Here is a 24,559-nt window from a genome sequence, read left to right on the forward strand (position 1 = left end):
GCATGGATCTCTTCCGGTTTTAACAGATTAATATCAGAATTCAAAACCTCGTCATCATAAGGATTTAATTCTTCCTCCATGATCTCTGAGCAGATGCCAATGCACTCGTCGCATATAAATACTTTACCATCCGGACCTGCGATCAGTTTTCTTACCTGATCTTCTGTCTTCTGGCAAAAGGAGCATCTTACTTTTCCTTCTCTCATTTTTTCTGCCATGAATTTATGTCTGTCCTTTCTCTATACTAACTAATAAGACTCCTGTGACGATTCACAGGAGTCTTATCTTTCGCATTATTTATGCATGACTACACCGTCAATCAGTCCATATGCCTTTGCTTCTTCAGCAGTCATATAGTTGTCCCGGTCTGTATCACGCTCAACAACTTCTATCGGCTGACCGGTATTTGCAGCCAATAACTCATTTAAAGTTCTCTTTGTCTGTGCGATATGATCTGCCACGATCTGGATCTCTGTTGCCTGTCCCTGCGCACCGCCGGATGGCTGATGGATCATGATAGTGGAATGCGGAAGAGCAAATCTCTTTCCTTTTGCACCGCCTGCCAGAAGAAAGGCACCCATGCTGGCAGCCATTCCAAGACAAATGGTAGAAACATCGCATTTAATATACTGCATGGTATCATAGATCGCCATGCCGGCTGTTACGGAACCGCCCGGGCTGTTGATATACAGCTGAATATCTTTACCAGGATCTTCTGCTTCCAGGAAAAGAAGCTGTGATACGATCAGTCCTGCACTCACATCATTTACTTCTTCACCAAGAAAAATGATTCTGTCCTTCAGAAGCCTTGAATAGATATCATAGCTTCTCTCTCCCCTGCTTGTCTGTTCAATGACATAAGGTACTAAACTCATATAAACGCCTCCATTTACGCGGCTGACTTTTTTCCGAAAGAGGCAGACATCTGAGCCTGTCTCTTTCCGGTTCTTAAAATTCGATTACTTTAAAATTAAACTTCCTTAGCAGCGTCAGCGATAACAGTAACTGCTTTCTGTACAGCCATGTCTTTCTTCATCTGCTCAAGTTCACGCTCTCCAAGTAATTCTTTTAACTTGTCAGCTTCCATTTTGTATGCTTCAGCCATCTTGGAGATCTCTTCATTTACTTCTTCCTCTGTCGGCTGAATGTTCTCAACTTCTGCTACTTTCTCAAGAACCAGTCTTGTCTGGATTCTCTTTAATGCCTGTGGTTTCATATCTTCCATCATCTTATCAGCTGTCATGCCAGTGAACTGGAAGTACTGATCCATGGATAATCCCTGGGACTGCATTCTTCTGCTGAAATCATCAAGCATCTGACGGCACTGTGTCATAAGCATAGCTTCCGGAATATCCATCTGTGCATTTTCGATTACTTTATCTACTGCTGCATCTTCTTTTGCACGTTTTGCTTCGTTTGCTTTCTTATCTTCAAGGTTTGTTTTCACATGCTCTTTGTACTCTGCAAGTGTATCGAACTCAGAGACATCTTTTGCAAAATCATCATCCAGTTCAGGAAGTTCTTTTGCTTCGATCTTCTTAACTGCGCATTTGAAGATTGCTTCTTTACCTGCAAGTTCTTTTGCCTGATATTCTTCAGGGAATGTAACTTTTACGTCTACATCATCGCCAACTTTAGCACCAACAAGCTGTTCCTCGAATCCCGGGATAAATGTGTTGGAACCAAGTGTCAGAGGATACTCTGTAGCCTGTCCGCCATCGAAAGGTACTCCGTCTACAGATCCTTCGAAGTCGATTGTTACGATATCATTTAACTGAGCTGCGCGGTCTTCTACGCTGATTGTTCTGGAGTTTTTCTCCTGCTCTTTCTTGAGTTCAGCTTCTACGTCTTCGTCTGTTACTGTGATTTCAGTTTTCGGTACTTCTACACCTTTGTAATCACCTAATGTAACTTCCGGTTTAACAGCAACTTCTGCTGTGAAGATGAATGCTTTTCCAGGCTCAGCCTGTGTGATGTCGATTGTAGGCTGGGAAACGATCTCAAGTTCGCATTCAGCTAATGCTTTGCTGTAGTGTTCCGGGATCAGAGCGTTAACAGCATCTTCAAGGAATACTCCTTTGCCATACATCTGCTCGATCATTTTTCTTGGAGCTTTTCCTTTACGGAATCCAGGGATGGAAATTCTTCCTTTTGCTTTCTGGTATGCATTCTGCATTGCTTTTTCTAAATCTTCAGCGGCAACTTCGATAGTAAGTTTAGCCATGTTTTTTTCCATTTTTTCCACCTGTAAACTCATGTTACAATGTTCCTCCTTAAATTCAGGTTATATTTTGCGACTGGTTTTTCAGCTGCGTTATATCATTCACAGTTTTTACCTATTTTTATATATTCAAGTCTGAGCTCCGCTCCCACTATTGCAGAAGCGGGAGAGTTACTGTTCACTCTGTGTCAGTAACGCAAGAAGTCTGTTTATAACTCAATTATATATTTACAGTCATTGTAGCAGTATAGCACAAAAAATCTAAAAGTGCTAGTGTTTTTTCGCATAAAAATAAGGGTTTTGGGATGTTTTAACGTGTGTAAACTACAGATTCTGCGATTTCTTTTGCTTTTTCCTCGTTTTCGAGCTGTGAAATCAGGGAGAGTGCGAAGTCTGCAGCTGTTCCCAGGCCGCGGCTGGTGGTTATGTTTCCGTCTACTACCACGCTGTCTTCACTTGTTACTGCGCCATCTTTGGAAAGAATCTCCATGAATGACGGATAGGAAGTTGCTTTGCGGCCTTTGAGGAATCCCAGTCCGGAAAATACGCTTGGAGCTGCGCAGATAGCGGCGATTTTTTTGCCTTTGTTATTGAAGTCGGTCAGAAGGTCAGTGAGTGGTTTGTAGCCGGCAAGGTATTTGGTTCCCGGCATTCCTCCCGGAAGAACGAGCATGTCGGCGTCGGCGAAGTCGGTTTCAGCGAATGTGGCGTCGGTGAGCATGGTGATTCCGTGGGATGTCTGGATCCGGGTGGTTTCTTTGATGGATACGGTTTTGATGTCGATTCCGGCGCGGCGGAGAAGGTCTACTACGGTTAAGCCTTCGATGTCTTCGAATCCGTCGGCGAGAAAGATGTATACTTTTTTACTCATTTTTTTGTGCCTCCTGATTGTTGTATTTTTTAAGATTTTTATCTTGTTTTTCTGAAATGAATTATAGCATTTTTTATGGATAGTTACAATGTTTGTTTGGATTGGGTAGGGACACTGGGCAGGGGCGCGCGAAGCCATCTGTCTCCTGGGGTTCAGTTTCGTGAGCCTAAGTAACTCTTCAAATTCACCCCAGGAGACAGATGGCTTCGCGCTGGGAACTGGCAAAATGTTATTTTTACCATAGCTCTGGTTTCAAGTCTTTCGGCAATGGATTGGGATATGTTTCTCCGTCTAATGTTTCTGTCAGTTCTTTTCTGGCTTGATTTGCCAGTTCTGGATTTTGTAAAAAATCCAGAGCTGTGAGGGACATGATTTTGGCGGCGTAGAGCATTCCTTTGTGAGCGATTGAGGATTTGCCCTGGGCTACTGCCTGCCAGGAGTGGAGGGCGGTTCCTGCGGCGAATGTGGGGATGTTGAGGTGGACGGTTGGGACAATCCAGCTTACATCGCCTACATCGGTGGAGTATTTGAGGTCGCTGTACAGGTTTTGGCTGGCTATTGGCTGGAAGATTGGTTTTTTCATGGCTTCGGCGGCGTTTGATCCAAAGTAGTCCCGGGCGATTGTAGGGAGTTGGTTTTTGTCCTGATCCGAGAGGGACTGCTGGAATTTTTGTGCGTAGGCATATTCCTGCTCTGTGTATGGAATAGGGCCGAGTTTTTCCAGGTAAGTGTTCATATGGTCTGCAAGGATTTTGCTGGAAATCAGGTTTGAGTAAGCGGCTACCTGGCGGATTTCTACGGTGGTTTCGGTCATGAGGGCGGCGCCTTTGGCTATATTACATACACGGTTGTAGAGTTCTTTTACCTGAGTGATCTTTGGCGCGCGGATGGCGTAGAGTACCTGGGCTCTGGACTGGACTACGTTTGGGGCATCTCCGCCTGTGTCTGTGATGGCATAGTGGATTCTGGCTTCGTCTATCATGTGTTCACGCATGTAGTTTACGCCTACGTCCATTAATTCTACTGCATCCAGTGCGGAGCGGCCCAATTCCGGGCACATGGAGGCGTGAGCCGGGGTTCCGTGGAATGTGAAGAAGACTCTGAAGTTTGCTTTGGTGCTTCCGTAGCATGCACGTCGTCCCTGCTCCGGGTGCCAGCAGAGGGCGAGGTCGCAGTCGAAATAGCCGTCACGTACGAGAAACGCTTTGCCTCCGGCATTCTCTTCAGCAGGACAGCCGTAGTAGCGGATTGTTCCTTTCAGGTTGTGTTCTTTCATGAAGTCTTTTAATGCGATGACGGAAGCAAGGGTGCCTGTTCCGATAAGCTGATGACCGCAGCCATGACCACAATTATCAGTATGTCCTGAACCTGGATTTTGTTTCTTTTCTCTTTCCGACACGCTTTCATATTTTGAATCTGATGTTTTTTCTTCCGGGATTCTCTCGGTAGTATCTGCTTTCTGCGAAAGTCCCGGCAGAGCATCAAATTCGCCAAGAAATCCTATAACCGGTTTTCCGGAACCGTATTCTGCAATAAATGCTGTTTCCTCTCCTGCCAGATTTGATCTAACAGAGAATCCCTCTTTCTTTAACGACTGTTGAAGCAATTCAGAAGATTCATATTCCTGAAATCTCGGCTCCGCATACTCCCAGATTTTATCGCTGATTTTGGCATAATATTCTTTTTTATCTTCAATTTTTTCTGATATTTCTTTTATGTATTCATCCATATATTTTTCCTCCTGTCCCGTGCTGTTTCCTACTTTCTTCTTCATTCCCCACAACATTTTTATCTATTTTACATTAAGCAGATATCATGTTACTGTTCACACACCACTATCCCGAGACATACAAGCCAAAATTCCATTTCCGCAGGCAATCTGGAATTTTGGCTACGTTACTGAGAACGGAATGAACAGTAACGATATCACCGTTTGATTTAAGTAAAATATGCGTTTTCATTATTTTTCATATATGCTATTATCATTATAGCACAAACTAAAAGATTAACACATTTTAACTCAATGGAGGAAATTTAAATGGAAATCGAACGTAAATTTTTAATATCCAAAGAAAATCTGCCAGCAAATCTTGATGCTTATCCACACCATAAACTCGAACAGGGCTATTTATCCACCGCACCGGTAGTCCGTATCCGCAAAGAAGATGATAACTACTATCTCACCTATAAATCCAAAGGTCTTATGACCCGCGAAGAATATAATCTTCCACTTACAAAAGAATCCTACGAACATATGCGTCCAAAAGCTGACGGAATCCTTATTTCCAAAACCCGCTATCTTATTCCTGAAAAGGATGGACTCACCATTGAACTGGATGTATTTGATGGCCCCTATGAGGGACTCTATCTCGCAGAAGTGGAATTTTCTTCTGAAGAACAGGCGCTCAGTTATAATCCACCTGTATGGTTTGGAGAAGATGTTACAAACTCCGGTAAATACCACAACAGTCATCTGAGTCAGGGGAATTTATAATAAAACAGCTCCGAAATATTGTTCTGTTAATATGTATTTGCAGAACAATATTTCGGAGCGTCCCTCTTATATATAATATATAACTAAGATTACATCTTTTTACCTTTTTCAGCAGCTCCATTCAGAGCTTCAAAGACAGCACTTCTGAATCCGTTCTGTTCCAGGATTCTTACTCCCTCGATGGTACTTCCGGCCGGTGAACATACCATATCCTTCAGTTCTCCCGGATGCATGCCTGTTTCCAGTACCATTTTTGCGCTTCCAAGTAAAGCCTGTGCAGCAAACTGATAAGCCTGTTTTCTTGGCATTCCCTGGGCTACCGCAGCATCTGCCATTGCTTCTATGAACATAAAAACATATGCAGGTGAACATCCGCTTACAGCACTTACTGCGTCCATCAGACGCTCCGGAACTACTTCTGTACGTCCAAAGCTGTCTGTAATCTCACAGATCTGAGCCAGTTCTTCTGCCGATACTTTCTCATTGGCACATACGCCTGTCATCCCCTCCCCAACCTGAGCAGGAGTATTCGGCATCATTCTTACCACTTTCAGAGGCTGTCCACATTTTTCTTCTAACCAGGCAAGAGTTTTCCCCGGTGCAATGCCTACAACTGTGTGTTCCGGTGTCAGTTCATCTTTTACTTCATTCAGCACTTCTTCATAAAACTGCGGTTTCACGGCCAGGAAAACCAGTCTTGTGTTTTTTACCACTTCATGGTTGTCCAGGGTTGTAACCACTCCCAGCTTTTCTCTGCTTCGTTTGCTTCCTTCTTCTGAAAGATTGGAAACAATAATCTCATCTTTTTTATAAAGTCCTTTTTTCAGCATACCACTGATCATGGCAGAAGCCATATTTCCGCATCCGATAAATCCGATTTTCATAAATCTGCTCCTCTCTTGCAATTCCTGTTGCTTTCTGATAATTTATAACTGCTTTTTTCATATCTTTTTCTTGTTATAGATAATGATAACCATCCGGCAATCTGCCGTAAAATACTGAACAGTTACAGATAATTATAATTCATTACTGTCCAATATGACTGTAAAGGGACCGTCATTCACAAGCTCCACTTTCATATCTGCCCCAAATTCTCCCTGCTCGACAATATCAATGTGTTCTTTGCATCTGGCAATTATGTATTTGTACAGATTTTCAGCCATATCAGGAGCCCCTGCTCTTATAAAGGAAGGTCTGTTTCCTCTTTTACAGTCAGCATATAATGTGAACTGGGAAATAAGCAGAAGACTTCCGCCCACCTCCTTCAGGCCAAGGTTTGTCTTACCGTTTTCATCTTCGAAAATACGCATATTAACCATTTTATGGATCATTTTATCTGCGATTTCAACGGTATCTTCTTCTCCTACTCCGATAAGAACCATAAATCCCTTGCCTATCTGGCCTCGTACTTCACCATTAATTGTCACTTTTGAATGCATTACTCTCTGAATTACAAAACGCATAATTCACTCTCCTTAATCAACGGATTTCTGTCTGTTGATAGATAGCATAGCACATTTTTATCCGTTTTTCCATTGTAAAGTGTCACCTTACGGCTGTTATCTCAAAATCTTGTTACTCGTCACTCCGTTCTCAGTAATGCTGCACAATTTCCTTTCATCATCTTATAATAAACCGGAATCAGAAGTGCACAGGCTCCGATCCATGCCATTGAACTGGCAATACATACAGATGTATATCCGATAATTCCGGAAAGACCTGCTGTTGCAGCGATTCGCATAACCAGTTCAATCATGCATGCAGCAAAAGGTGCTTTGCCATTCTGCATGCTCTGGATGGATGTACGGTATACTGCCAGCAGTCCAAGCACAAAGTAAAAGGGAGCTACAATCGTCAGATACATATCTGAATAGTGATAGATTTCTTTTGTGGGATCTGAGAGAAACATTCTTACGATCGGATGTCTCAGCAGCAGAATTCCAATACACATGATCAGGTTAAATGCTTCTGTCTGGATCAGACAGGCGCGCACGCCCTGACGGATACGGTCCCATCTGCCTGCACCAAAGTTCTGAGCTACATAGTTGGAAATTGCGGTCATCATTGCATTGTTTACCAGTACAGAAAGCTGATCTGCTTTCGATGCTGCGGTATATCCTGCAACTGCTGCAGTACCCAGTGAATTTACCACTGCCTGCATGGCAAGCTGTCCGATACACATGACAGACATCTGGAATCCCATGGGAAATCCGGTCTTCAGGTGCAGGACTGCCGTGTCTTTTAAATCTGTAAAATCTTCTCTGTGCAGATGCAGAATCGGAAAATTCTTCAGTCCTACAACCAGACTCAGCACTGCGGAAAGGAACTGTGACAGAATAGTCGCCCATGCAGCACCGGACACCCCCATATGAAACGGTACAATAAACAGAATATCAAGAAAAATATTTAATACAGATGAAAATACCAGGAAATACAATGGTGTTTTACTGTCTCCCAATGCGCGGAGCATATTTGAGATCATGTTGTAGAAAACGGTAGCACCTGTACCAAGTAAAACCACAAACATATAGTCGTATGCTTCACCGGAAATATCAGCAGGAATCTGCATCCAGCGCAGGATCTGATGAGAAAGCAGACAGCAGATCAGTGTCAGCACTACTGTAAAGGCAATACTCAAAAGTGCGGAAACCGCAACGCTCTTACGCATTCCTTTTTCATCCTTTGCCCCACATTTCTGTCCCAGACAGATACCAAATCCACCTGTGAATCCATTAATAAAACAGAATACAAAATAAATAATAATACTGGTGGAACCTACTGCTGCCAGGGAGTCTGCTCCCAGCGTTTTTCCTACGATCACAGAGTCCGCCAGTGTATAAAAAAGCTGAAACAGATTTCCCAGAATTACAGGAATCGCAAATTTCAGCAGTGACCGGAACGGATTACCTGTAGTCAGATCCATTTCTTTTGATCTTGCCATGTTTCCTACTCCTCTCCTTGCACGATGTGCATACCAACGTTATAATTGTGGTTATAACAAGCATTGTAATGAATATATCCTGTGATAAATTGTCAGATCGTGTTGATGATCATGCTTCTGTGAGCAATTCATCACAGCGTACATATAATAAAATCGGAGAACTGTAATATGGCTATGCGTAAAATTCTTGTAGATGAAACCAATCGCGAACTTTGTGAACATGGAACTGTCGGTTTTCCCATGACCGTTAATCATGATGACCTGTGGGCATTTGAGGGAAAAAGTGTACCTATCCACTGGCACAATGACCTGGAGATCAGTCTTCCCAGAGAAGGGGAATCTATCTATCAGGTGTATCAGAAAAGCTATACTGTAAGATCTGGAGATGTTCTTCTTCTGAACCGAAATGTACCCCATAGCTGTCACTCACCTAATAATGATCATGCCAGATACAGTACCTTTCTGGCACGTCCGGATTTCATATGCGGCGAATACGGAAGTGATGTGGAACATAGATGTTTTCGCCCTTTTCTCCAGAATTCTTCTGTCCCCTGTATCCTTCTTACTTCCGGAAACTCATGTACCCGGACTGTGATCCAAAAGCTCAATGAAACAGAAGCACTCTTTGACCAGAAAACCTTCTGTTATGAGTTGAAGATTAAGGGGCTTCTCTGTGAGATTTTCGGTATGATTCTCTGCGAACACCAGAATGATCTTGCAAAATTTATTCCGGCCAACCAGCTGGAACTGGAAAGGCTGGAACAAATGCTGGATTATCTTAATACGCATTTTGAATCCGTAATCTCTCTGCAGGAACTGGCAGACCAGGTTCATCTGTCCAGAGAGGTCTGCTGCCGCCTGTTCAAAAAAATGACCGGCAAGACAATTACCGGCTATCTGGAAGAATATCGTGTCAACCAGAGTCTGCCTCTGGTTCAGAGCTGCCAGTATTCTATGATCCAGATTGCAGATATGACAGGCTTCAGCAACGCCAGCCGTTTTGCCCGGGCATTTCGCCGACAATTCGGATGCAATCCCGGTGAATACAATTCTCTTAAGCTGCAAAAGTGCTAGAGCGTGTCTGAAAAATGCTTTCTGCAAGATGTGCGTCACAATTTGTGGGATATTTTGCCCGGATGAGGGCGCCGTAGCGGGCTACGGCAACTGAATTCGGGTGAAATATCCCGCAAAGTGGGGCGTGCAGATTGCGGGAATGATTTTTCAGACACGCTCTAACCTGTATCTGTTCTTTTATATGGTTATCCTTCTGCCGCATGGATATTATATTAGGATTCTGTGTCAGAAACCATTCCGGTATTGATTTACATGATACAGATATTGACTTTTTCAGACCTATTCTTTTCAAAAAAGAACAGCCCCTTTGACTTATTATGCGTCAATGAGACTGTTCTTTTTTATTATTTGTGTTCAATCGAAGCCGGGGACTTACTTGATTTGGTTACATCCCAAGTGTGTCATTTACCAGAATCACATGGATTCTGTCTTTATGTCTGGAATATCTGGTGATCAGAAACTGACAGCAAATGGTATCCGGAGATTTGCAGTCAAAGCATTTTCCAGTTTCCTTACATGGAGTTTTGATATCAAATCTCTGTGCATTAGCTGTAGCTGCTACATTTCTGGCACGCTTCATTGCGCTGTCAAGATCCGGACAGACTTTGTTTATACCTACAATAAAGATTACTTTTTTCGGGCCCTGGGCAATGCAGGATACACGGTTGGAATTGCCGTCAATATTGACAAGGACGCCATCATCTGTGACTGCATTGGCACTGGATAAAAAGAAATCTGCATCATAGGCTGCCATAAGTCCCTCACGAGGTTCAAGCTTTGCGCGGTCAATATAATTATACTCTCCATCCTGCAGGGCTTTGACCAGACCGATCTCATGTGCACTCATGCATCCGCCCATGGCGATTGTGCTTCCGTTTGGGATCAGTTCCAGAGCCTGCTTTAATGCTGCTTCTTTATCTTGTGCATAATACCCGGACATATTGCGGGATTCCAGTCCCTTAATCACTGTTTTTGCCAAAAGCTCGTTTCTTTTTTTCATGTTTGCATCCATTGTTGTATCCTCCTTAATGTCTGGAGCATGCAGATTGTAGAAATTATTTTCAAACACGCTCTGGTTTTTATTGTTGTCCCAATCATACCATATTTCCGGTTTCATTTCTATTTTAATCAGATAAACACTGCACTTTTTTTATTACGGTTTATTCACATTCTCCAATACCACCAGGAAACGTAGTAGATGGTCCGCTCTGTACTCTTTGTACGACACTGCCATCTCGTGCATCGATTGTGAGAAGCGGTACACCGATGCGATCCATAGTAACGCTGTCTATAACCATTTCATCACCGCCATCTGCATAGGCCGGTTCCTGAGAATTCCAGGTTCCGTAGAAATCCCATACCGGTATCAGGCTTCCCTCTGTACTGCTGCTGCCATTCCGCACACGCATATATCCAAGCTGAACTTTTGTTATCGTCATCTCAACTGTCTGTGCATCAATGGATGGATAGCGGGTGAAACTTATGCCATCTACTGCCGGCAGACGGTTTTCCTGCTCTGTCATAATCTGCATGGTGATTGTTTTTTCAAAAATATCTTTGATTTCATCAAATGGCAGAAGAAACAATGCTTCGTCCGAATCATCTGATACCTCAATTGGATCACTGTGTTGGAAACTCTGAAGTGTTCCGCTGCAGAAAAATCATTGTCAGCGATTCATTATCCCACACATCGCACTTCGCTTCATGAAAATTATCGTCTTCATCTATCCAGGGACGGGATAATTCATCATATGGCAGATAAGAATTCCGTATATAATTAACAGGCACACCATCGACCATTCTTTCAAAGAAAAAAGAGGTCTTTTCCAAAGTGCAGTTTTCTTCTGTGAGTTCTTTTGATGCACTGTCAAACAGGTGCCATTCTCCAGAAACAATATCCTTTACATAATTTTCTGCGCCGTCATTAGTCATATTCTGATTTCCTGCTTTTATATAATTCTGAAATCGTTCTGCTCTTTGTTTTTTCTCATCCTGAGACATATTTTCTTCGTTCACATCATCAAACGCAGCATATTTTTCCCAAAAACTAAATGCTTCTAAATCGGGGAATGTACCTGTATACTGGTACGTCAGTCCATCCACCTCATATGTTTCTGCCAATCCATCATAATCTTGTTTCAACAATTGCCCTTTGGCAAAAGTATCCAGTGCTTTCTGTGGCTCTTCTTCAGAAATTGTCACTTTTTTTACATTTTTCAGGCATATGGCATCCACATCCGGCACTTCTATCGGAGCATCGGCTGTCAGGGTAAATTTCATAGGATTTTCCTGATCTGTTCGTTCTGCGGATCTTAAATCGGACTGGATGGTTGTCTGGTAGGTTTTCGGAGCCTGCACCTGTTCAGTGACTGTTTTCTGAACTGTTTCTTTCTCTTTGTTTTCCTCTTTCTTTGCAGCAGTCTTATCCTTTTCTTCTACAACAGCAGAATGAACGACCTTATCACATCCTGATATTGTAAAAAGATTCATACATAAAAAAACTCCCACAAATATTTTTATTTTCTTCATTTCTTTCTCCTCCTTTCGCATATGTAGCTGAGCAGATAAAATATTTTCTTTGCTGCTTAATTTGGTCAGTCAGATAAAATTATCCGCATTCTTTACATTCCTGATTCAGTCAAGCGGATAAAATCATCTGCTTCGCAGTTTAGTTAAAAAAGGTACCCTCTTCTTATAAGAAAAGAGTACCATACTGTACTTCTAATGTATTCATCAAGATGTAAACAAGTTGTAAATTTCATCTGTTTAATATTGTCCATGTAATAACGAGTGAATCCGTCTGGATCGGTCAGTTATTCATAATTGAAGCAGAATATTTGTTTGATCAGGTTAAATCCTTATCTTTTTTTATCAAATATTACTCTTACTTTCGTTCCTGTTCCAAGCTGGCTTGTGATGTCCAGTCTGCCTCCATGAACTTCTGCAATTTTTACACATAACGCAAGTCCAAGTCCTGCTCCGCCCTCCTGGCGGCTTCTGGATTTGTCTACCATGTAAAAAGCTTCTGTGATTTTTCCCATTTCTTCCTGTGGGATTCCCCGACCGTTGTCTGCAACTTCCAGAATTTTTTTGCCTGATTCTTTATATGCTTTCAGAGTAATATAACCTCCTGGTTCTGTAGCATGCAGAGCGTTGTCTGTCAGATTTACGATCAGGCTTTCCATTAATTCTTCATCCATTTTCAGGGAAAAATCTTCGTATTCTGTCTGTAATTGTATCTGTTTCTGCGCTGCCTGTTCTGCCTCTAGCTGAACTACATGTTCCAGCAGTTCTCCTATAGAGTGTGACTCCATTTTTATTGAATCATTCTGATGGAGCCCCAGCATCTGGAGCATTTTTCCGGAAAGTTTTTCAAGTCTTTTTCCCTCACGGCTGATATGTTCCAAGGCACGGTCTTTTTGTTCATCGTTTAGTTTTACATGCCGCAGAGTGTCTGAATATCCAATAATAGAAGTAAGAGGTGTTTTCATTTCGTGGGCAAGTGCTCCCATAAGCATTTCCTGTTTTCCGGCTACTTCCTGCAGTTTTTCCATTTGCTGTACGGTCCGCTTCATCATTAGATAGATAAACAGACCAGCAATGCAAAATACTGCCAGATAGATTCCCAGGAACCAGGCTGCCGTCTGTCTCAGTTCCGTAAACATAGAAGTAACATCACGGACTGAAAGTATTTCGTAACCCTCTGGATTTGTAAGCAGCGCATGCTGTAAAAGTAAGTATTTGTGATTCAGTTTCTGGATTTTGTACTCATAGGAATCCGTTTTGTTGTTTAAACCGAGATTATCCATGCTGACAATCTCATAATCTGTGCGGTTTACTACGGCTTCTTTACTTTCGGAATTAATGAGGAGCATTTTCTCACCGCAGCATCTCAGAAACTGGAATTCCAGATAAGATTTTTTTCCTGTTTCTGACATCTGCTCATATTTACTGTTGTCCCAGAATTGTTCCAGGAGATTTTTTTCATTTGCAAGCTGTCGTCCATAGGTTTCAGCAGCATTATTCAGGCTTCTTTTTCCTGTGACATACAGGCTCAGGACACCGACCGGTATCAGAGAGCACAAAAGTGTTATCAGCATCAGTGCTACTGTCCGTTTCCACAACTTCATAGCGGTTAGTCCTCCAGTCGATAGCCAAGTTTTGGGATTGTTTTTATTTCATCGTACAACTCCAGTTTCTTGCGGAGCTGGCCGATATGCACGTCTACAGTTCTGCTCTCTCCCAGATATTCTTCGCCCCAGACACGTTTTAATAGTTCTTCTCTTCCAAGTGCGATGTTTTTGTTCTGTAAGAGCAGGATAAAGAGATCGTATTCCAGTGGTTTCAGGTTTACGGGAATCCCATCTTTCAGAATCTGATGGCTCTGGAGATCTGCCTGAATATTTTTGATTGTGAGAATTCTCTTTGCACGGCCGGTTCTTTCAAGGATTTTTTCAATCCGTACAAGAAGTTCCAACATTTCGAATGGTTTTACCATATAATCTTCTGCACCGAGTTTCAGACCTTTTACTTTGGATGCTACGTCATCTTTTGCAGTAAGGTAGATCACCGGGAGATTCTTTGCGCGGAAATCTTCCATCAGAGCAAAGCCATCTTTGCCGGGAAGCATAATATCGACAACTGCAAGGTCTGCATCTTCATTCCATAGCAATAGGCGCTGGGCTTCTATTCCGTCGTAGGCGGCTACTGTTTCGTATCCAGCTATGGTTAGGTTCATACATAATAATTCGGAAATTGCTCTGTCATCTTCGATTACCAGGATTTTGTTTTTCATTTTGGGATCACCTCGATTAGTTTATGGAAATAGTATAACGTTTCGAAGATGTAACGTCTACAAAGATATATATTTTACTTCATTAGTCATACTATTCTATCCACTCATATACCAGATAATCAACCCCTGCATCTATCATAACAGGAGCATCTGAATGCAACTTAGTTATAATCGAACAGTATCCTACATTATGGTACAAATACTCCAGACGTTTGCGGGGTAATTTTGTAATTTTCCTGGTATTCTGGCGTATATAGCATTCTTTATTTAAGATTCGTTTTAAAGTTTTACTACACTTATATACAGAAAAGTCTTCTGGATTACTTAGATGATATTTCAAAATCAAATTCCTGATGTTTGGGCTAAGTTTTCTGACAGAATCATAATAGGATGTATCATTGTCAAAGGTAAATATTAGCCATTTGTGCTCTATACGGATTTTTTTAATTATACAATCATGTGGTACCGGGATTGTCGGCAGAACATCTTTGTTTAAATAATATGTCTTCTTCATTTTCATCTTATCTGTACTGTAAACTTGTCTCCTATTGGTATTGCGTCATCTGTGGGGCTTTCTCCCTCATTATATACATAGACTGTGGATTCTTCGTAGATATCATCAGAGGGATCCTTATCCATTTTTTCTTCAGACACCTGATGCGCTGTGTCGTTTTTTACTTCATATAACTGTAATGTGATTGTGTTTGCTTCCGGGGAGATTTCTTCATATCCGGGATATAGACCTATCGTTTGCCGGAACATAGTTTCCTGACCATTTCTTCCTGTTTCCTGATAGCAGATTTTGTTTCCCTGATTGTCTGTTCCAATCAGATAATAATCGCTGTCAATATATACTGTTCCATGATACATTCCGTAAATTGTACTTTCGAATGGATTCCATCTGAATTCTGTGAGGTTCAGGACATTGGAATCCATTTTAATATTCTGATTCAGATTTAAATCCACAGTGTTTTTCTCCAGCTCTTCTTTTGATGTCGCAAGTTTAAATGTATAAGGTTCTGTATCAGCCTGTATTTTCTGAACATTTTCCCATGTATCAGCATCGTCCATTGCAATCGGCCAGACTTTGAACTCTATGTTTACAGTTCCCTCCGTGTTGACTTCTTCTCCGATTGTGAAATCTTCCACTGTTATTGGATTTTCTGAGAAAGCATTAACTGTTCTTTGGCCTAAGCCCTGCTGAATTTCTTGACCATTAATGTATACTTCTGTATATAAAAGTTTGTCTTCCATTGCATCCTTCATATCTGCGTCTGAATCTTCGCTGTCGGAATACGCAATCCATAAATTTTTGCTGTCCATCACAATCTCATTTAATGTTATGGTGATTCCATCTCTTGAAATGCTTTTTCCTACAACATTTGTATAAGAATCGGTATCACCGTTCTTAATTCCCAATGCCTGTCCGATCCATGAAGTTACTCTCTGTAATGCTGCTTTTACATCTTCCTGATATCTTAATGTGCATCCAACCATAATAAGCAATATGATCCCGGCGACTGCTGTTTTCCAACTCCTTTGTATATGGAAAAAACGATGCTGTTTTTTCCATGGTCTGGAAGCTTCGTAAATATATTTATCATCCAGATCACCAATCAGTTCTAATGTCTTAAATCCTTTTTCCATATAAATGTTTCACCCTTTCCCATAGTTTCTTTCTGCTTCGATAGAGACTGGATTTGATTCTGCTTTCCGAAATTCCATGCCGGGCTGAAATTTCACTGATGCTGTCCATATACCAGTAGCGTCGTATAAAAATGTCACAATCACCTTTTTTCAGGGATTCCAGAAATTTTTCAAGGATTTCCAGAATCTCTTTTCTCTGGATTTCATCATTCAAAGAATATGCTGTTACATCCTCTATCTCTTCCAGTTCTTTGCATAATTCTAATATGTGCTCTGTTGACCGTTTTGCAGCTTTTTTCCTGCGAAAACAGTCAATTGCCAGGTTTCGGGTTATTTTTCCAAGAAAAACAGACAGAATTGCCGGTTTTCTGGGTGGTATAGAATTCCATGCAGCCAACCATGTATCATTGACGCATTCATCGGAGTCTTCCTTATCATACAGAACATTCCAGGCAATACTGAAACAGTACTTGCTATACTTTTCTTCGGTCGCCTGTATGGCTTTTTCTGATCTGTCAAAATACAAATTGATAATTACTGTATCTTCCACTTTTTTCACCTCACGTTTCTTTTATTTTGCCTTCATAAAATAAGACGGATTTTGAATGGTAAAGTTGCAGTTTTAATAAAAATAATTTCCTTTTTTCAGAGTAAACAATACACTGTCGAAAAGTCAACCTGTCTTTTCACAATTTCGACTGGAGAAATGAAGTATATTCTGGTAAAATGAGCATATAAAGGAGGACAAGCGGAAATCCTTACAAATGATAAAAGCAAAAAGAACAGCCGAAGACATTTTCAAGGTACGAATGAGGACTATACTTAACGAATAAGGGAGTACCTTATGGCAAACGCTAAACACGAAGATGCTGTTATGAAAATGGGCTTCGACTATTTTCGGAATACGATTCTTAAGACTCTGGGAATTGATTACCAGTATGAAGAAATCGGACCAACAGAGCTGGTGGAACTGACTATTCAGTCTTTGTATATGGACTTTACCTTTCTGACTACGGGTGGGTTCTATATACATACAGAGTTTCAGACTACGGATAAAAAAGAAGCGGATTTGCGAAGATTCCATGCATATGATGCAGTATATTCCAACAAAACAGGGAAGAAAGTTATTACTTACGTCATTTATTCCGGCGGGATTACGAATGTGAAATCTGAACTGGACTGTGGATTATATACTTACAGAGTGCAACCGATTTATCTGAAAGATAAGAATGCAGATGAAGTATTCCGGAAATTAAAGCAGAAGCAGGATAACGGTGAAGCTTTTACGGAAGATGATTACTCAGCTCTTTCCCTGACACCATTGATGTCCGGAAAAATGAGCCGCAAGGATATGTTTAAAGAAGCAATTCGTCTGGCAAAGCCCAATATTGAGCTGAGTGCTGAAAAGGCAACCGCAATGTTGTATACACTGGCTGATAAATTCTTAGATAAGGCTGAGTTAGATGAAATTAAGGAGGTAATGCGAATGACCAGACTTGGACAGATGTTAATGGATGAGGGAATGGAACTTAAAGAAACCGACTCCATTAAAAAACTTATGAAAAATATGAACCTGACAATTGACCAGGCAATGAACGCCCTGGAAGTTCCAGCAGATAAACGTGAAAAATACCGCAAGACAATTACTCCAAATAATTAACGGATAAAAATACCGCCATATTGACTTATCATGATCAATATGGCGGTATCTTTCTTAATACAGTTTCTTACATTTTCTATCTGTTCATTTCATTGTACTGCACGATCTTTCTCATATTTCCAACCAGAAGCAATGTCAGTACAATGGTTACGATTTTAAACGGAATATTCATATAAGCCTTACACAAATCCCAATATATGGCAATGCATATAACAGCAACAATGCCTCCTGTCCATATGCACATGGACATTTTTGAGACATACAGGGCTTTTCTCGCTTTGGTTTTATCAAATTTAAAACCTATTTTCAGATGCCGTGGATAGATATTTTTATATCTGTATGTACTCAGCACAATCCCCATCAGTCCATAGGAAACTATAATGTAGCTTCCTCCTGCTGATAAAAAGGGAAGAAATGTTACTGATTGTGGAAATATACCCAGATTTTCCAGGATATTTATGAAAAAGTTTATAAGGAATACAATTCCGCATCCACATCCCATCATCATGCCAAGCTGATTCTTCTGTCTCATGGCAGTATTAAAAACTGCGAAAATCAGAACTGCCAGAACACAGCATAAAAGTATGGCTGCAATTGTTCCATATACAGATGACAGATAGGTCAGAATATAATCCGCATTAAAGGCCGGCAGATTTCCCATTACATCTGATCCACTTTTCCCTATCCATTTATTCTGCTGCCAGAATGAATGTAGCATTCCGGTGAAATAATCCTCTTCTCCACCACCTGAAAAAATAGCCTGTATACGTGCGATCTGATATTCTGTCAGGCTGCTTCTCAGATACCTGAGCCCAAAAGTTGCCACAGGCATAGCCAGAAAACCAGCCCAGATTCCGCACATGGTCCTCTTTTTTCTCACAGTGAACCAGTTCTTTTGAATTGCGATTGTCAGCATAACCAGCATAGATACCAGCATCATACAAGCCGTCATAAGCGCAGGCATGGCATAGACCATTATAACAGGTGCAATCATCCATATGATTGCTCTCATCAAGCCCTTATATCCCCATCCATGATATTTATACAAAATTGCTCCATATATGGGAACATAAAACAGCATCAGAGTCTGCATGGATATTCCTCTTCCTCCCGGCAGTACAATGAAGTATCTTGCCCCATTTAACTGATAGCCACCCAACAAGGTAACCAGACAGGCAAACAGTAAAATGACAGCAATTATTTTCGAAAATCTTGCCAGTACAGTGTAATCCAGAAGATATAAAATCATCATAACTGCAAGTCCGATCACAACATGGAACACATATCTGTCCGAACCGGTCGCAGCGTTCTCACTGATTTTTCCGGCAATCCCTGCATGTATCAAAACGCCTGCAATGCTGATAAGAACGATTATCCCCAGAAGTTTCCATGCAACCTGAGGCCTGTGGACACTGTCAAGAGAGATTCCTGTTTCCACAGGATCTCCCATATCCCGGACAGCTTCCCTCTCTGCCTGTTCACGATCCATGCCTGCATGCATATTTGCCTCAATCTGATCTTCTATATGATCCTGAAATTCCTGTTTTACATAAGGCCGCGCTTTTTTACAGCGAATCTGTTCCAGTAATGTTTTCAGATATTCGTCCATAGATCACACCTCCATTACAAGCACGCTGGTCACTGCTGCAGAATACTCTTTCCATTCTTCTACTTTCTTTTCCAGAAATCCCCTTCCCTGTCTGGTCAGGCTGTAATACTTTCTGGTCTTTCCGGCTGCCTCCTGTTCGTATACTGTCAGAAATCCTTTATCCTCCAGACTGTGCAGTAACGGATACAGAGTTCCTGCCTTCAACTCAAACACGTTCTGAGATTTCTGCCGCAATGTATCAATCATCTCATATCCATACATGTCCTTTTCTGACAGCAATTTCAGTATAAGCATTGTCATACTCCCGGAAACCAGCGATTTTTCAATAGCCATAGTATTCACCTCCTGTTGTATAGGTTATCTATATATCGGTTATCTATATAATATAGAAACCTGCATGCTATGTCAACTGTTTCCGGGATAATTTTGATTTAAATTTCTCTACTGGTAGCTACATACTTTTTTTCAGACAGAAAAACCTATGTGAGAGAATATAATGGTATCGTAATTTAAAACACTCCAAAGTTACTATCCTTCTCTGCTAATAATTTTTTCCAGGGTTCATACTCTCTCATATAATCAAAGTCTTCCTCGTTTCTGAAACCTTCCAGCAATTGCTTTGCCAGCTGAAAAGTGCCCTTCACATTTTTCTCGGCAGTTACAATATTCAGCATTGGTACACATTCATTATAACTTCCCATTTCAAAAACATTGGCTAATGTACACACTTTTTCTGCAAGAAATCTTGCATATCCGAGATCATTTTCTTCAACAAACTCCTTTTCAGTTACTACCAATTTCTATTTTGCTTTTGGATACTCAGTACAAAGCAGACGGTAAGGTTTTTCATCTTCTTCAATTTCTGGAAAACGTCCAATTGGCTCATAGAACCGATTGTCATTTTCATCATCATTGCACATAGATACTTCTCCTAAAAGAACATCTCCACTTCCTTCTTCCACATGAAAATCATGATACATATATGGGTATATGGTAATGCTTTCTCCTGGAGTCAACTTTATCTGAGTTCCAGCTGGAACTGTATATTCATGTCCGTCACAGTTAACAGTTACATCCGTGTCAGCAAACTTTCCATCTTCTGTGGAATTATACACAGTAATCAATACATTTCCACCTCCACGGTTGATAATATCTTCCATTTTATTCCAATGAAAATGCATAGGCGCCATTTGTCCCTCTTTTACAACCAGCAATTTTTCTGCATACGTCTTTGTATATTTGTCCATTTTCAGATTACCATTACGGATAGTAATTAATGAAAACCCAATCTCATCAAATTTTCCTAATCCATAATCTGTAATATCCCAACCTAACATATTATCACGGATTTCATCATATTCAGAGCCTTTATTATTCCATTCTTCTGGAGTCCACTTGCAAAAAGGTGGAATTTCAAATCCATGCTCCTGAATCAGTTCTTCCATGTGTCTAATTTCTGAATTAATTTTTGATCTTTTCATTTTGTCTCCTCGTATCTTTTATCTTGTTTGTATTGAGTACCTAACTGTAATGCTTCTTCTTTTACTTTTTTTATTTCTTTACCTTCAAGAAAGCTGAGTCTCAACTCTATATTTTCTGTTTCAAAAGGATTCAACGTATGTAAATCCCCTTTTTCCAAATGATATGTCTTTCCAAGCACACTGGAATTAGCAGGCTCTAAACCTATTACATAATCACCAGAAGCTACCGATTTCCACTGCATAAAATATGGTAGATATTTCTGATTAAATTGTATTTTTATTCCTATTCCCAACCTCTCATTGATGACTGCCGCAAAAGTATTTCCCTCTTTATCTGCTGAAAGCTCATGTATAAAAACACATTCCGGCTCATTATCGGCAGGTTTCTCCATTTTACTCCAAAGGCCGATTTGTTTTTCTGCTACATCATCACGGGGGATTACTTCTTTTGTCGGAAGAATAATCTCACAGTCTTCATTCAAAAAAGGATATCCCACATTAAAATGATAAAGAAGCATCATTGTTTCTTCCCGAAAACTTTCATTTGTAATACAATCTTTTATTACAATTTCCGGTACTCCAAAAGTCGTTTCAATACTACGGCGTAAAATCATATTCTCACCAAATAATTCTGCTTCTCTCATTTCACCACTAATGTTTATTATATATTGAGGCTCATCACCGTCTGTCCAATATGTATCTGCGCCAACATGTTCAGCCGGTGTTGTCCGCATTCTTCCATGCATTGGATATTCTTTCCCATCTGCCAAACACGGTGCACAAATATTTTCCAGACCACAGGTGAATAACATTCCTCCCATGATACTGCGCTGTGCCTCTGCACCATGAGTATCATAATGATTTCTTCCTGTGAGCCCAGGTTTAGATAAAAAACTAATATTATATCCTTTCCAATTAACTTCTGCTATATCCAGGCACTTATCAATCATAACGGAAAATGATAATCTGTCATTTTTCACTTCATATGCCTGAAGCCCTTCTGCACGACCTTCTTTATATACAACTGGTCTTACCGCCATAAGTTGCTGAGCACTTCCTACATAACTCATTAATTCTTTTCTAACCATAAACATATCCTCATATAAATTATGTCACTGTATCTGGTAAACACTTCTAACACGAATTCCCGTTGAATTACCTCTCAAAATTTTCACCGTTCTGCTATTGCTATTCAGATCAAAATAATTGTCAGAAAGAACCAGATCCTGATTTTCATTTTGGATTTCAACACTCTTTGCATAGGCATTAGCAGTAACCGTAATTTCATCATTGTTTATTGAAAAACTCAGTTTTGGATCTTCATATCGGAAGTACTTTGGATATGAAAAAATTGTAGTTCCCTCCGAAACCTTTTCCCCTGCTTCCCATGCTTCGTAGCTGACATACTCACAGAAAACATTTATTTCCGGAAGTTTTACTTTCTCCAGCCACTGACCAGACATAGGAGAAACCACAACTATATTCTCCTCTTCCCGTAAAATCTGTGCTTTTGCATTTCTGATCTGCCATTTTACCAGTATCTTTCTAGTCTCCATAGTCTCATTAGCCACATGTAAACGGATAGATTTCGGGAAAACAAAATGCTGTCGATTCATATTTGCTTCTGCTGTCATCCAACTTTCTTCCTCGCAGGAGATCATCACAGGGGCAAAAAATCGTTTCGCATAATAATGAAGCGCCTTCCATCGCCCACAGTAATCAATGGATGACCACGAAATCACCGGCCAACAGTCATTGATCTGCCAGTATACGGCACCCATGCACCTTCCCCGGTTTCTGCGAAAGTGTTCCACACCGTAACGGATGGCATCGGCCTGAAGAAGCTGGGAAGCATAAAGAACTGTCTCAAAGTCTCCCGGATATCTGTACATCTGTTGCATATAGATCATGATTTTTCCATTGGCGCCGTAATTTCTCTGGTGTTTTTCCATCACATAACTGAAAATATTCCAGTCTGCCGGATCATCTGTAAATGTCTCAATTGTCTTTTTACAGGGAAATGATTGGAATCCAAATTCAGATAAATACCGGAAAAAGAATTTCCTGTATTCGGAAAATGGTCTGTTTCCATGCCATACCTTCCAGTAGTGAACATCACCCCTTGTCGGATCATTTGGTTCATCAAAAGAGCCTCCTGAGGATGGGCTTGCAGGCCAGTAAAAGGTCTGATGATCATGATCTTTCAGGATTTCGGGGATAATACGTTCGTACATCAGAAGATAATCTCTCACTTCTGTATGCTTCGTTACCCAACACCGTTCATCTACAAACATCTCCATCTCATTATTGCCACACCACAATGCCAGTGACGGATGATGGCGAAGACGTTTTATATTGTCAATAAATTCCTGGCGGATATTTGTTTCAAAAGCTTCCGTCAGTTCATACACGGAGCAAGCAAACATAAAATCCTGCCATACCGCCAGTCCCAGTTCATCACAGATGTCATAAAACCAGTCATCCGGATAAAAGCCACCTCCCCATACACGTATCACATTGAAATTTGCCCTCTTGCAGTCCAGAAGAAGCTGTCTAGTCTTTTCTTCACTTCTTCTCCCCAGAAGATGTTCTTCAGGAATGTAATCTCCTCCCATGGCAAAAAAAGCAACACCATTTATCTCATGTGCAAAGCTTTCTCCCCACTCATCTTTTTCTCTTCTTACTGTCATGGAACGCAGACCAATTCTCCGTTTCCAGGTATCAACAGTTTTTTCTTCCAGCATAAGCACGGCTTCTACCTCATAAAGAGGCTGTTCTCCCAGACCATTAACCCACCAGAGCAAAGGATGATCAATGACAATCCGTCCATCTCCGTCTGCGTCCAACTCTGTTTCCATAATCTCTCCGCAAGGTGATTTCAGAGTAACCAAAGTGCGGTAATTTCCCGGTTGTGTAAGTACATATTCGCCTTTAAACTCCAACGTACATCTGCCCTCTTCGTGGTTCTGGCAAATATGAACACTTTCTATTCTTCCTCCTGTTTCTTTACACAGCCATACTGGGCGAAAAATACCAGCATCCGGAAGATGTGCACCCCAATCCCAGCCAAACATATAATGAGCTTTTCGAAGATGCATGAATCCTTCAAAAGTATCATCATTTCCAATATTTCCATACTTTTTATATGCTTCAGCGATATATTTCAAAGGAGACCGAAATATGATTCGCAGTTGATTTTCACCTTTACGAAGTATAGATTTGACATCATATTTCCAGATACGGTGCATATTCTCGGCATGTCCTACATAACCATCATTAAGATAGATATCTGCAACCGTATCCAGTCCTTCAAATTCCAGATATATGTCTGTATACCCGTCTGTTCCGTAGTTCATAAACGTGCATTCATATTCATATTCTTCTTCCATCAGTGCACAGACAGAATCCTCATTATCCTTCCAATAAGGATCCTGAATCTGATGATTTCTCAATAAATCGGTATATACACTTCCCGGTACAACAGCATTTTGCCACTCTGAAGAAATTCTACCATTATTCAGGCACCTCATTCTCCAGTTTTCATTTAATTTTATTTTCTCCATAATCATCTCCTGTTGTGTCATTGCTTACCCACACTGCTTCATGTCCGGCCAGAATACCATTCCCATTCTGTACCGCATGAAATGAATACTGATATTTCTCAATCTTGTATTTCTCGGGCAGTACATAAGGAATAGAACGATGGTTCACAACTACCATACCATTTTCAAATACACCTGTCTCAATACCCCGTTCACAAATACCG

25 protein-coding genes and 2 pseudogenes are annotated in these 24,559 nt (G+C 40.9%); 4 read left to right on the plus strand and 23 right to left on the minus strand.

The features are described 5' to 3' along the window. From AC075L_RS10590 to AC075L_RS10610, 5 genes are all read right to left on the minus strand, one after another. Positions 1 to 218, minus strand: a 218-nt coding sequence (locus tag AC075L_RS10590) for a ClpX C4-type zinc finger protein (protein WP_476387643.1), incomplete at its 3' end; no start/stop codon positions are given. Positions 219 to 293: 75 nt separating this feature from the next. Continuing rightward, on the minus strand, positions 294 to 875 hold the full coding sequence (gene clpP, locus AC075L_RS10595; RefSeq protein ID WP_008705991.1) for an ATP-dependent Clp endopeptidase proteolytic subunit ClpP: 582 nt from the start codon (positions 873 to 875) through the stop codon (positions 294 to 296). 95 nt (positions 876 to 970) lie between these two features. Continuing rightward, positions 971 to 2,257, minus strand: a complete 1,287-nt coding sequence (gene tig / locus AC075L_RS10600) for a trigger factor (protein ID WP_055060328.1) — start codon at positions 2,255 to 2,257, stop codon at positions 971 to 973. Between the two features lie 274 nt (positions 2,258 to 2,531). Beyond that, on the minus strand, positions 2,532 to 3,092 hold the full coding sequence (locus AC075L_RS10605) for a DJ-1 family glyoxalase III (RefSeq protein WP_476387644.1): 561 nt from the start codon (positions 3,090 to 3,092) through the stop codon (positions 2,532 to 2,534). A 235-nt stretch (positions 3,093 to 3,327) separates the two neighbouring features. Further along, entirely contained in the window at positions 3,328 to 4,821 is a 1,494-nt protein-coding gene (locus AC075L_RS10610) for a M20 family metallopeptidase (RefSeq protein WP_476387645.1), read from the minus strand. Between the two features lie 309 nt (positions 4,822 to 5,130). Between AC075L_RS10610 and AC075L_RS10615 the strand changes: the two genes are divergently transcribed. Beyond that, positions 5,131 to 5,586 (plus strand): CYTH domain-containing protein, encoded by a 456-nt coding sequence (locus AC075L_RS10615; RefSeq protein WP_173703299.1) that lies wholly within the window; start codon positions 5,131 to 5,133, stop codon positions 5,584 to 5,586. Between the two features lie 89 nt (positions 5,587 to 5,675). On the opposite strand, the gene proC is transcribed toward AC075L_RS10615, so the two are convergent. The 3 genes from proC to AC075L_RS10630 form a co-directional block, all read right to left on the minus strand. Next, entirely contained in the window at positions 5,676 to 6,470 is a 795-nt protein-coding gene (gene proC / locus AC075L_RS10620; RefSeq protein WP_173703300.1) for a pyrroline-5-carboxylate reductase, read from the minus strand. A gap of 132 nt (positions 6,471 to 6,602) precedes the next feature. After that, a complete protein-coding gene (dtd, locus tag AC075L_RS10625) occupies positions 6,603 to 7,049 on the minus strand; it encodes a D-aminoacyl-tRNA deacylase (RefSeq protein WP_008706007.1) in 447 nt (148 codons plus the stop codon). 119 nt (positions 7,050 to 7,168) lie between these two features. Beyond that, the gene (locus tag AC075L_RS10630) at positions 7,169 to 8,527 is read right to left on the minus strand and encodes an MATE family efflux transporter (RefSeq protein ID WP_173703301.1); all 1,359 of its coding nucleotides are present in this window, start codon (positions 8,525 to 8,527) and stop codon (positions 7,169 to 7,171) included. Positions 8,528 to 8,695: 168 nt separating this feature from the next. Between AC075L_RS10630 and AC075L_RS10635 the strand changes: the two genes are divergently transcribed. Further along, entirely contained in the window at positions 8,696 to 9,601 is a 906-nt protein-coding gene (locus AC075L_RS10635) for an AraC family transcriptional regulator (protein WP_173703302.1), read from the plus strand. On the opposite strand, the pseudogene AC075L_RS10640 reads toward AC075L_RS10635, so the two are convergent. Then, positions 9,582 to 9,692, minus strand: a pseudogene (locus AC075L_RS10640) (DUF6783 domain-containing protein); the annotation flags it as partial. The gene AC075L_RS10635 and the pseudogene AC075L_RS10640 sit on opposite strands and share 20 nt — an antisense overlap. Here AC075L_RS10640 and AC075L_RS10645 point away from each other — a divergent pair. Then, positions 9,651 to 9,848: pseudogene (locus AC075L_RS10645) on the plus strand (DUF6783 domain-containing protein). The pseudogenes AC075L_RS10640 and AC075L_RS10645 sit on opposite strands and share 42 nt — an antisense overlap. A gap of 138 nt (positions 9,849 to 9,986) precedes the next feature. On the opposite strand, the gene AC075L_RS10650 reads toward AC075L_RS10645, so the two are convergent. From AC075L_RS10650 to AC075L_RS10680, 7 genes are all read right to left on the minus strand, one after another. After that, entirely contained in the window at positions 9,987 to 10,613 is a 627-nt protein-coding gene (locus AC075L_RS10650) for a lactate utilization protein (RefSeq protein ID WP_118569573.1), read from the minus strand. A 148-nt stretch (positions 10,614 to 10,761) separates the two neighbouring features. After that, positions 10,762 to 11,187: a DUF6034 family protein gene (locus AC075L_RS10655; protein WP_476387646.1), complete on the minus strand. Its 426-nt coding sequence runs from the start codon at positions 11,185 to 11,187 to the stop codon at positions 10,762 to 10,764. 34 nt (positions 11,188 to 11,221) lie between these two features. Further along, positions 11,222 to 12,130, minus strand: coding sequence for a hypothetical protein (locus AC075L_RS10660; protein ID WP_476387647.1), 909 nt, complete (start codon positions 12,128 to 12,130; stop codon positions 11,222 to 11,224). Between the two features lie 329 nt (positions 12,131 to 12,459). After that, positions 12,460 to 13,731: a sensor histidine kinase gene (locus AC075L_RS10665; protein WP_173703304.1), complete on the minus strand. Its 1,272-nt coding sequence runs from the start codon at positions 13,729 to 13,731 to the stop codon at positions 12,460 to 12,462. 5 nt (positions 13,732 to 13,736) lie between these two features. After that, entirely contained in the window at positions 13,737 to 14,396 is a 660-nt protein-coding gene (locus AC075L_RS10670; protein WP_025581106.1) for a response regulator transcription factor, read from the minus strand. A 516-nt stretch (positions 14,397 to 14,912) separates the two neighbouring features. Then, a complete protein-coding gene (locus AC075L_RS10675; RefSeq protein ID WP_173703306.1) occupies positions 14,913 to 16,043 on the minus strand; it encodes a DUF4179 domain-containing protein in 1,131 nt (376 codons plus the stop codon). Further along, positions 16,027 to 16,593, minus strand: coding sequence for an RNA polymerase sigma factor (locus AC075L_RS10680; RefSeq protein WP_195277578.1), 567 nt, complete (start codon positions 16,591 to 16,593; stop codon positions 16,027 to 16,029). Before AC075L_RS10680 ends, AC075L_RS10675 begins: the two co-directional genes overlap by 17 nt. A gap of 294 nt (positions 16,594 to 16,887) precedes the next feature. On the opposite strand from AC075L_RS10680, the gene AC075L_RS10685 reads away from it, so the two are divergent. Further along, complete coding sequence (locus tag AC075L_RS10685) at positions 16,888 to 17,703, plus strand: RpnC/YadD family protein (RefSeq protein WP_476387648.1); 816 nt, start codon at positions 16,888 to 16,890, stop codon at positions 17,701 to 17,703. Positions 17,704 to 17,779: 76 nt separating this feature from the next. On the opposite strand, the gene AC075L_RS10690 is transcribed toward AC075L_RS10685, so the two are convergent. The 7 genes from AC075L_RS10690 to AC075L_RS10720 all read right to left on the minus strand — a co-directional run. Continuing rightward, positions 17,780 to 19,312, minus strand: a complete 1,533-nt coding sequence (locus AC075L_RS10690; protein ID WP_476387649.1) for an FtsW/RodA/SpoVE family cell cycle protein — start codon at positions 19,310 to 19,312, stop codon at positions 17,780 to 17,782. Between the two features lie 3 nt (positions 19,313 to 19,315). Next, a complete protein-coding gene (locus tag AC075L_RS10695) occupies positions 19,316 to 19,645 on the minus strand; it encodes a PadR family transcriptional regulator (RefSeq protein ID WP_020993470.1) in 330 nt (109 codons plus the stop codon). Between the two features lie 176 nt (positions 19,646 to 19,821). Continuing rightward, the gene (locus AC075L_RS10700) at positions 19,822 to 20,109 is read right to left on the minus strand and encodes a hypothetical protein (RefSeq protein WP_008706030.1); all 288 of its coding nucleotides are present in this window, start codon (positions 20,107 to 20,109) and stop codon (positions 19,822 to 19,824) included. Positions 20,110 to 20,112: 3 nt separating this feature from the next. Next, positions 20,113 to 20,793: a D-lyxose/D-mannose family sugar isomerase gene (locus AC075L_RS10705; protein ID WP_008706032.1), complete on the minus strand. Its 681-nt coding sequence runs from the start codon at positions 20,791 to 20,793 to the stop codon at positions 20,113 to 20,115. Then, entirely contained in the window at positions 20,790 to 21,881 is a 1,092-nt protein-coding gene (locus tag AC075L_RS10710; protein ID WP_243099524.1) for an aldose 1-epimerase family protein, read from the minus strand. Before AC075L_RS10710 ends, AC075L_RS10705 begins: the two co-directional genes overlap by 4 nt. A 24-nt stretch (positions 21,882 to 21,905) precedes the next feature. Further along, entirely contained in the window at positions 21,906 to 24,356 is a 2,451-nt protein-coding gene (locus AC075L_RS10715; RefSeq protein ID WP_476387650.1) for a beta-mannosidase, read from the minus strand. Continuing rightward, the coding region (locus tag AC075L_RS10720) for a hypothetical protein (protein WP_476387651.1) at positions 24,334 to 24,559 on the minus strand (226 nt) is incomplete at its 5' end. The genes AC075L_RS10715 and AC075L_RS10720, both read right to left, overlap by 23 nt.

This window comes from Blautia sp. ZXY-1-B12, assembly GCF_056339915.1.

Bases quoted from the DNA above. Each gene is read 5' to 3' on its own strand.
- AC075L_RS10710 (WP_243099524.1), bottom strand. From the start codon at position 21,881: ATGGTTAGAAAAGAATTAATGAGTTATGTAGGAAGTGCTCAGCAACTT.
- proC (WP_173703300.1), bottom strand. From the start codon at position 6,470: ATGAAAATCGGATTTATCGGATGCGGAAATATGGCTTCTGCCATGATC.
- AC075L_RS10705 (WP_008706032.1), bottom strand. From the start codon at position 20,793: ATGAAAAGATCAAAAATTAATTCAGAAATTAGACACATGGAAGAACTG.
- AC075L_RS10635 (WP_173703302.1), top strand. From the start codon at position 8,696: ATGGCTATGCGTAAAATTCTTGTAGATGAAACCAATCGCGAACTTTGT.
- AC075L_RS10650 (WP_118569573.1), bottom strand. From the start codon at position 10,613: ATGGATGCAAACATGAAAAAAAGAAACGAGCTTTTGGCAAAAACAGTG.
- AC075L_RS10665 (WP_173703304.1), bottom strand. From the start codon at position 13,731: ATGAAGTTGTGGAAACGGACAGTAGCACTGATGCTGATAACACTTTTG.
- clpP (WP_008705991.1), bottom strand. From the start codon at position 875: ATGAGTTTAGTACCTTATGTCATTGAACAGACAAGCAGGGGAGAGAGA.
- AC075L_RS10690 (WP_476387649.1), bottom strand. From the start codon at position 19,312: ATGGACGAATATCTGAAAACATTACTGGAACAGATTCGCTGTAAAAAA.
- AC075L_RS10670 (WP_025581106.1), bottom strand. From the start codon at position 14,396: ATGAAAAACAAAATCCTGGTAATCGAAGATGACAGAGCAATTTCCGAA.
- AC075L_RS10695 (WP_020993470.1), bottom strand. From the start codon at position 19,645: ATGGCTATTGAAAAATCGCTGGTTTCCGGGAGTATGACAATGCTTATA.
- tig (WP_055060328.1), bottom strand. From the start codon at position 2,257: ATGAGTTTACAGGTGGAAAAAATGGAAAAAAACATGGCTAAACTTACT.
- AC075L_RS10630 (WP_173703301.1), bottom strand. From the start codon at position 8,527: ATGGCAAGATCAAAAGAAATGGATCTGACTACAGGTAATCCGTTCCGG.
- AC075L_RS10685 (WP_476387648.1), top strand. From the start codon at position 16,888: ATGGCAAACGCTAAACACGAAGATGCTGTTATGAAAATGGGCTTCGAC.
- AC075L_RS10615 (WP_173703299.1), top strand. From the start codon at position 5,131: ATGGAAATCGAACGTAAATTTTTAATATCCAAAGAAAATCTGCCAGCA.
- AC075L_RS10605 (WP_476387644.1), bottom strand. From the start codon at position 3,092: ATGAGTAAAAAAGTATACATCTTTCTCGCCGACGGATTCGAAGACATC.
- dtd (WP_008706007.1), bottom strand. From the start codon at position 7,049: ATGCGTTTTGTAATTCAGAGAGTAATGCATTCAAAAGTGACAATTAAT.
- AC075L_RS10715 (WP_476387650.1), bottom strand. From the start codon at position 24,356: ATGGAGAAAATAAAATTAAATGAAAACTGGAGAATGAGGTGCCTGAAT.
- AC075L_RS10610 (WP_476387645.1), bottom strand. From the start codon at position 4,821: ATGGATGAATACATAAAAGAAATATCAGAAAAAATTGAAGATAAAAAA.
- AC075L_RS10660 (WP_476387647.1), bottom strand. From the start codon at position 12,130: ATGAAGAAAATAAAAATATTTGTGGGAGTTTTTTTATGTATGAATCTT.
- AC075L_RS10675 (WP_173703306.1), bottom strand. From the start codon at position 16,043: ATGGAAAAAGGATTTAAGACATTAGAACTGATTGGTGATCTGGATGAT.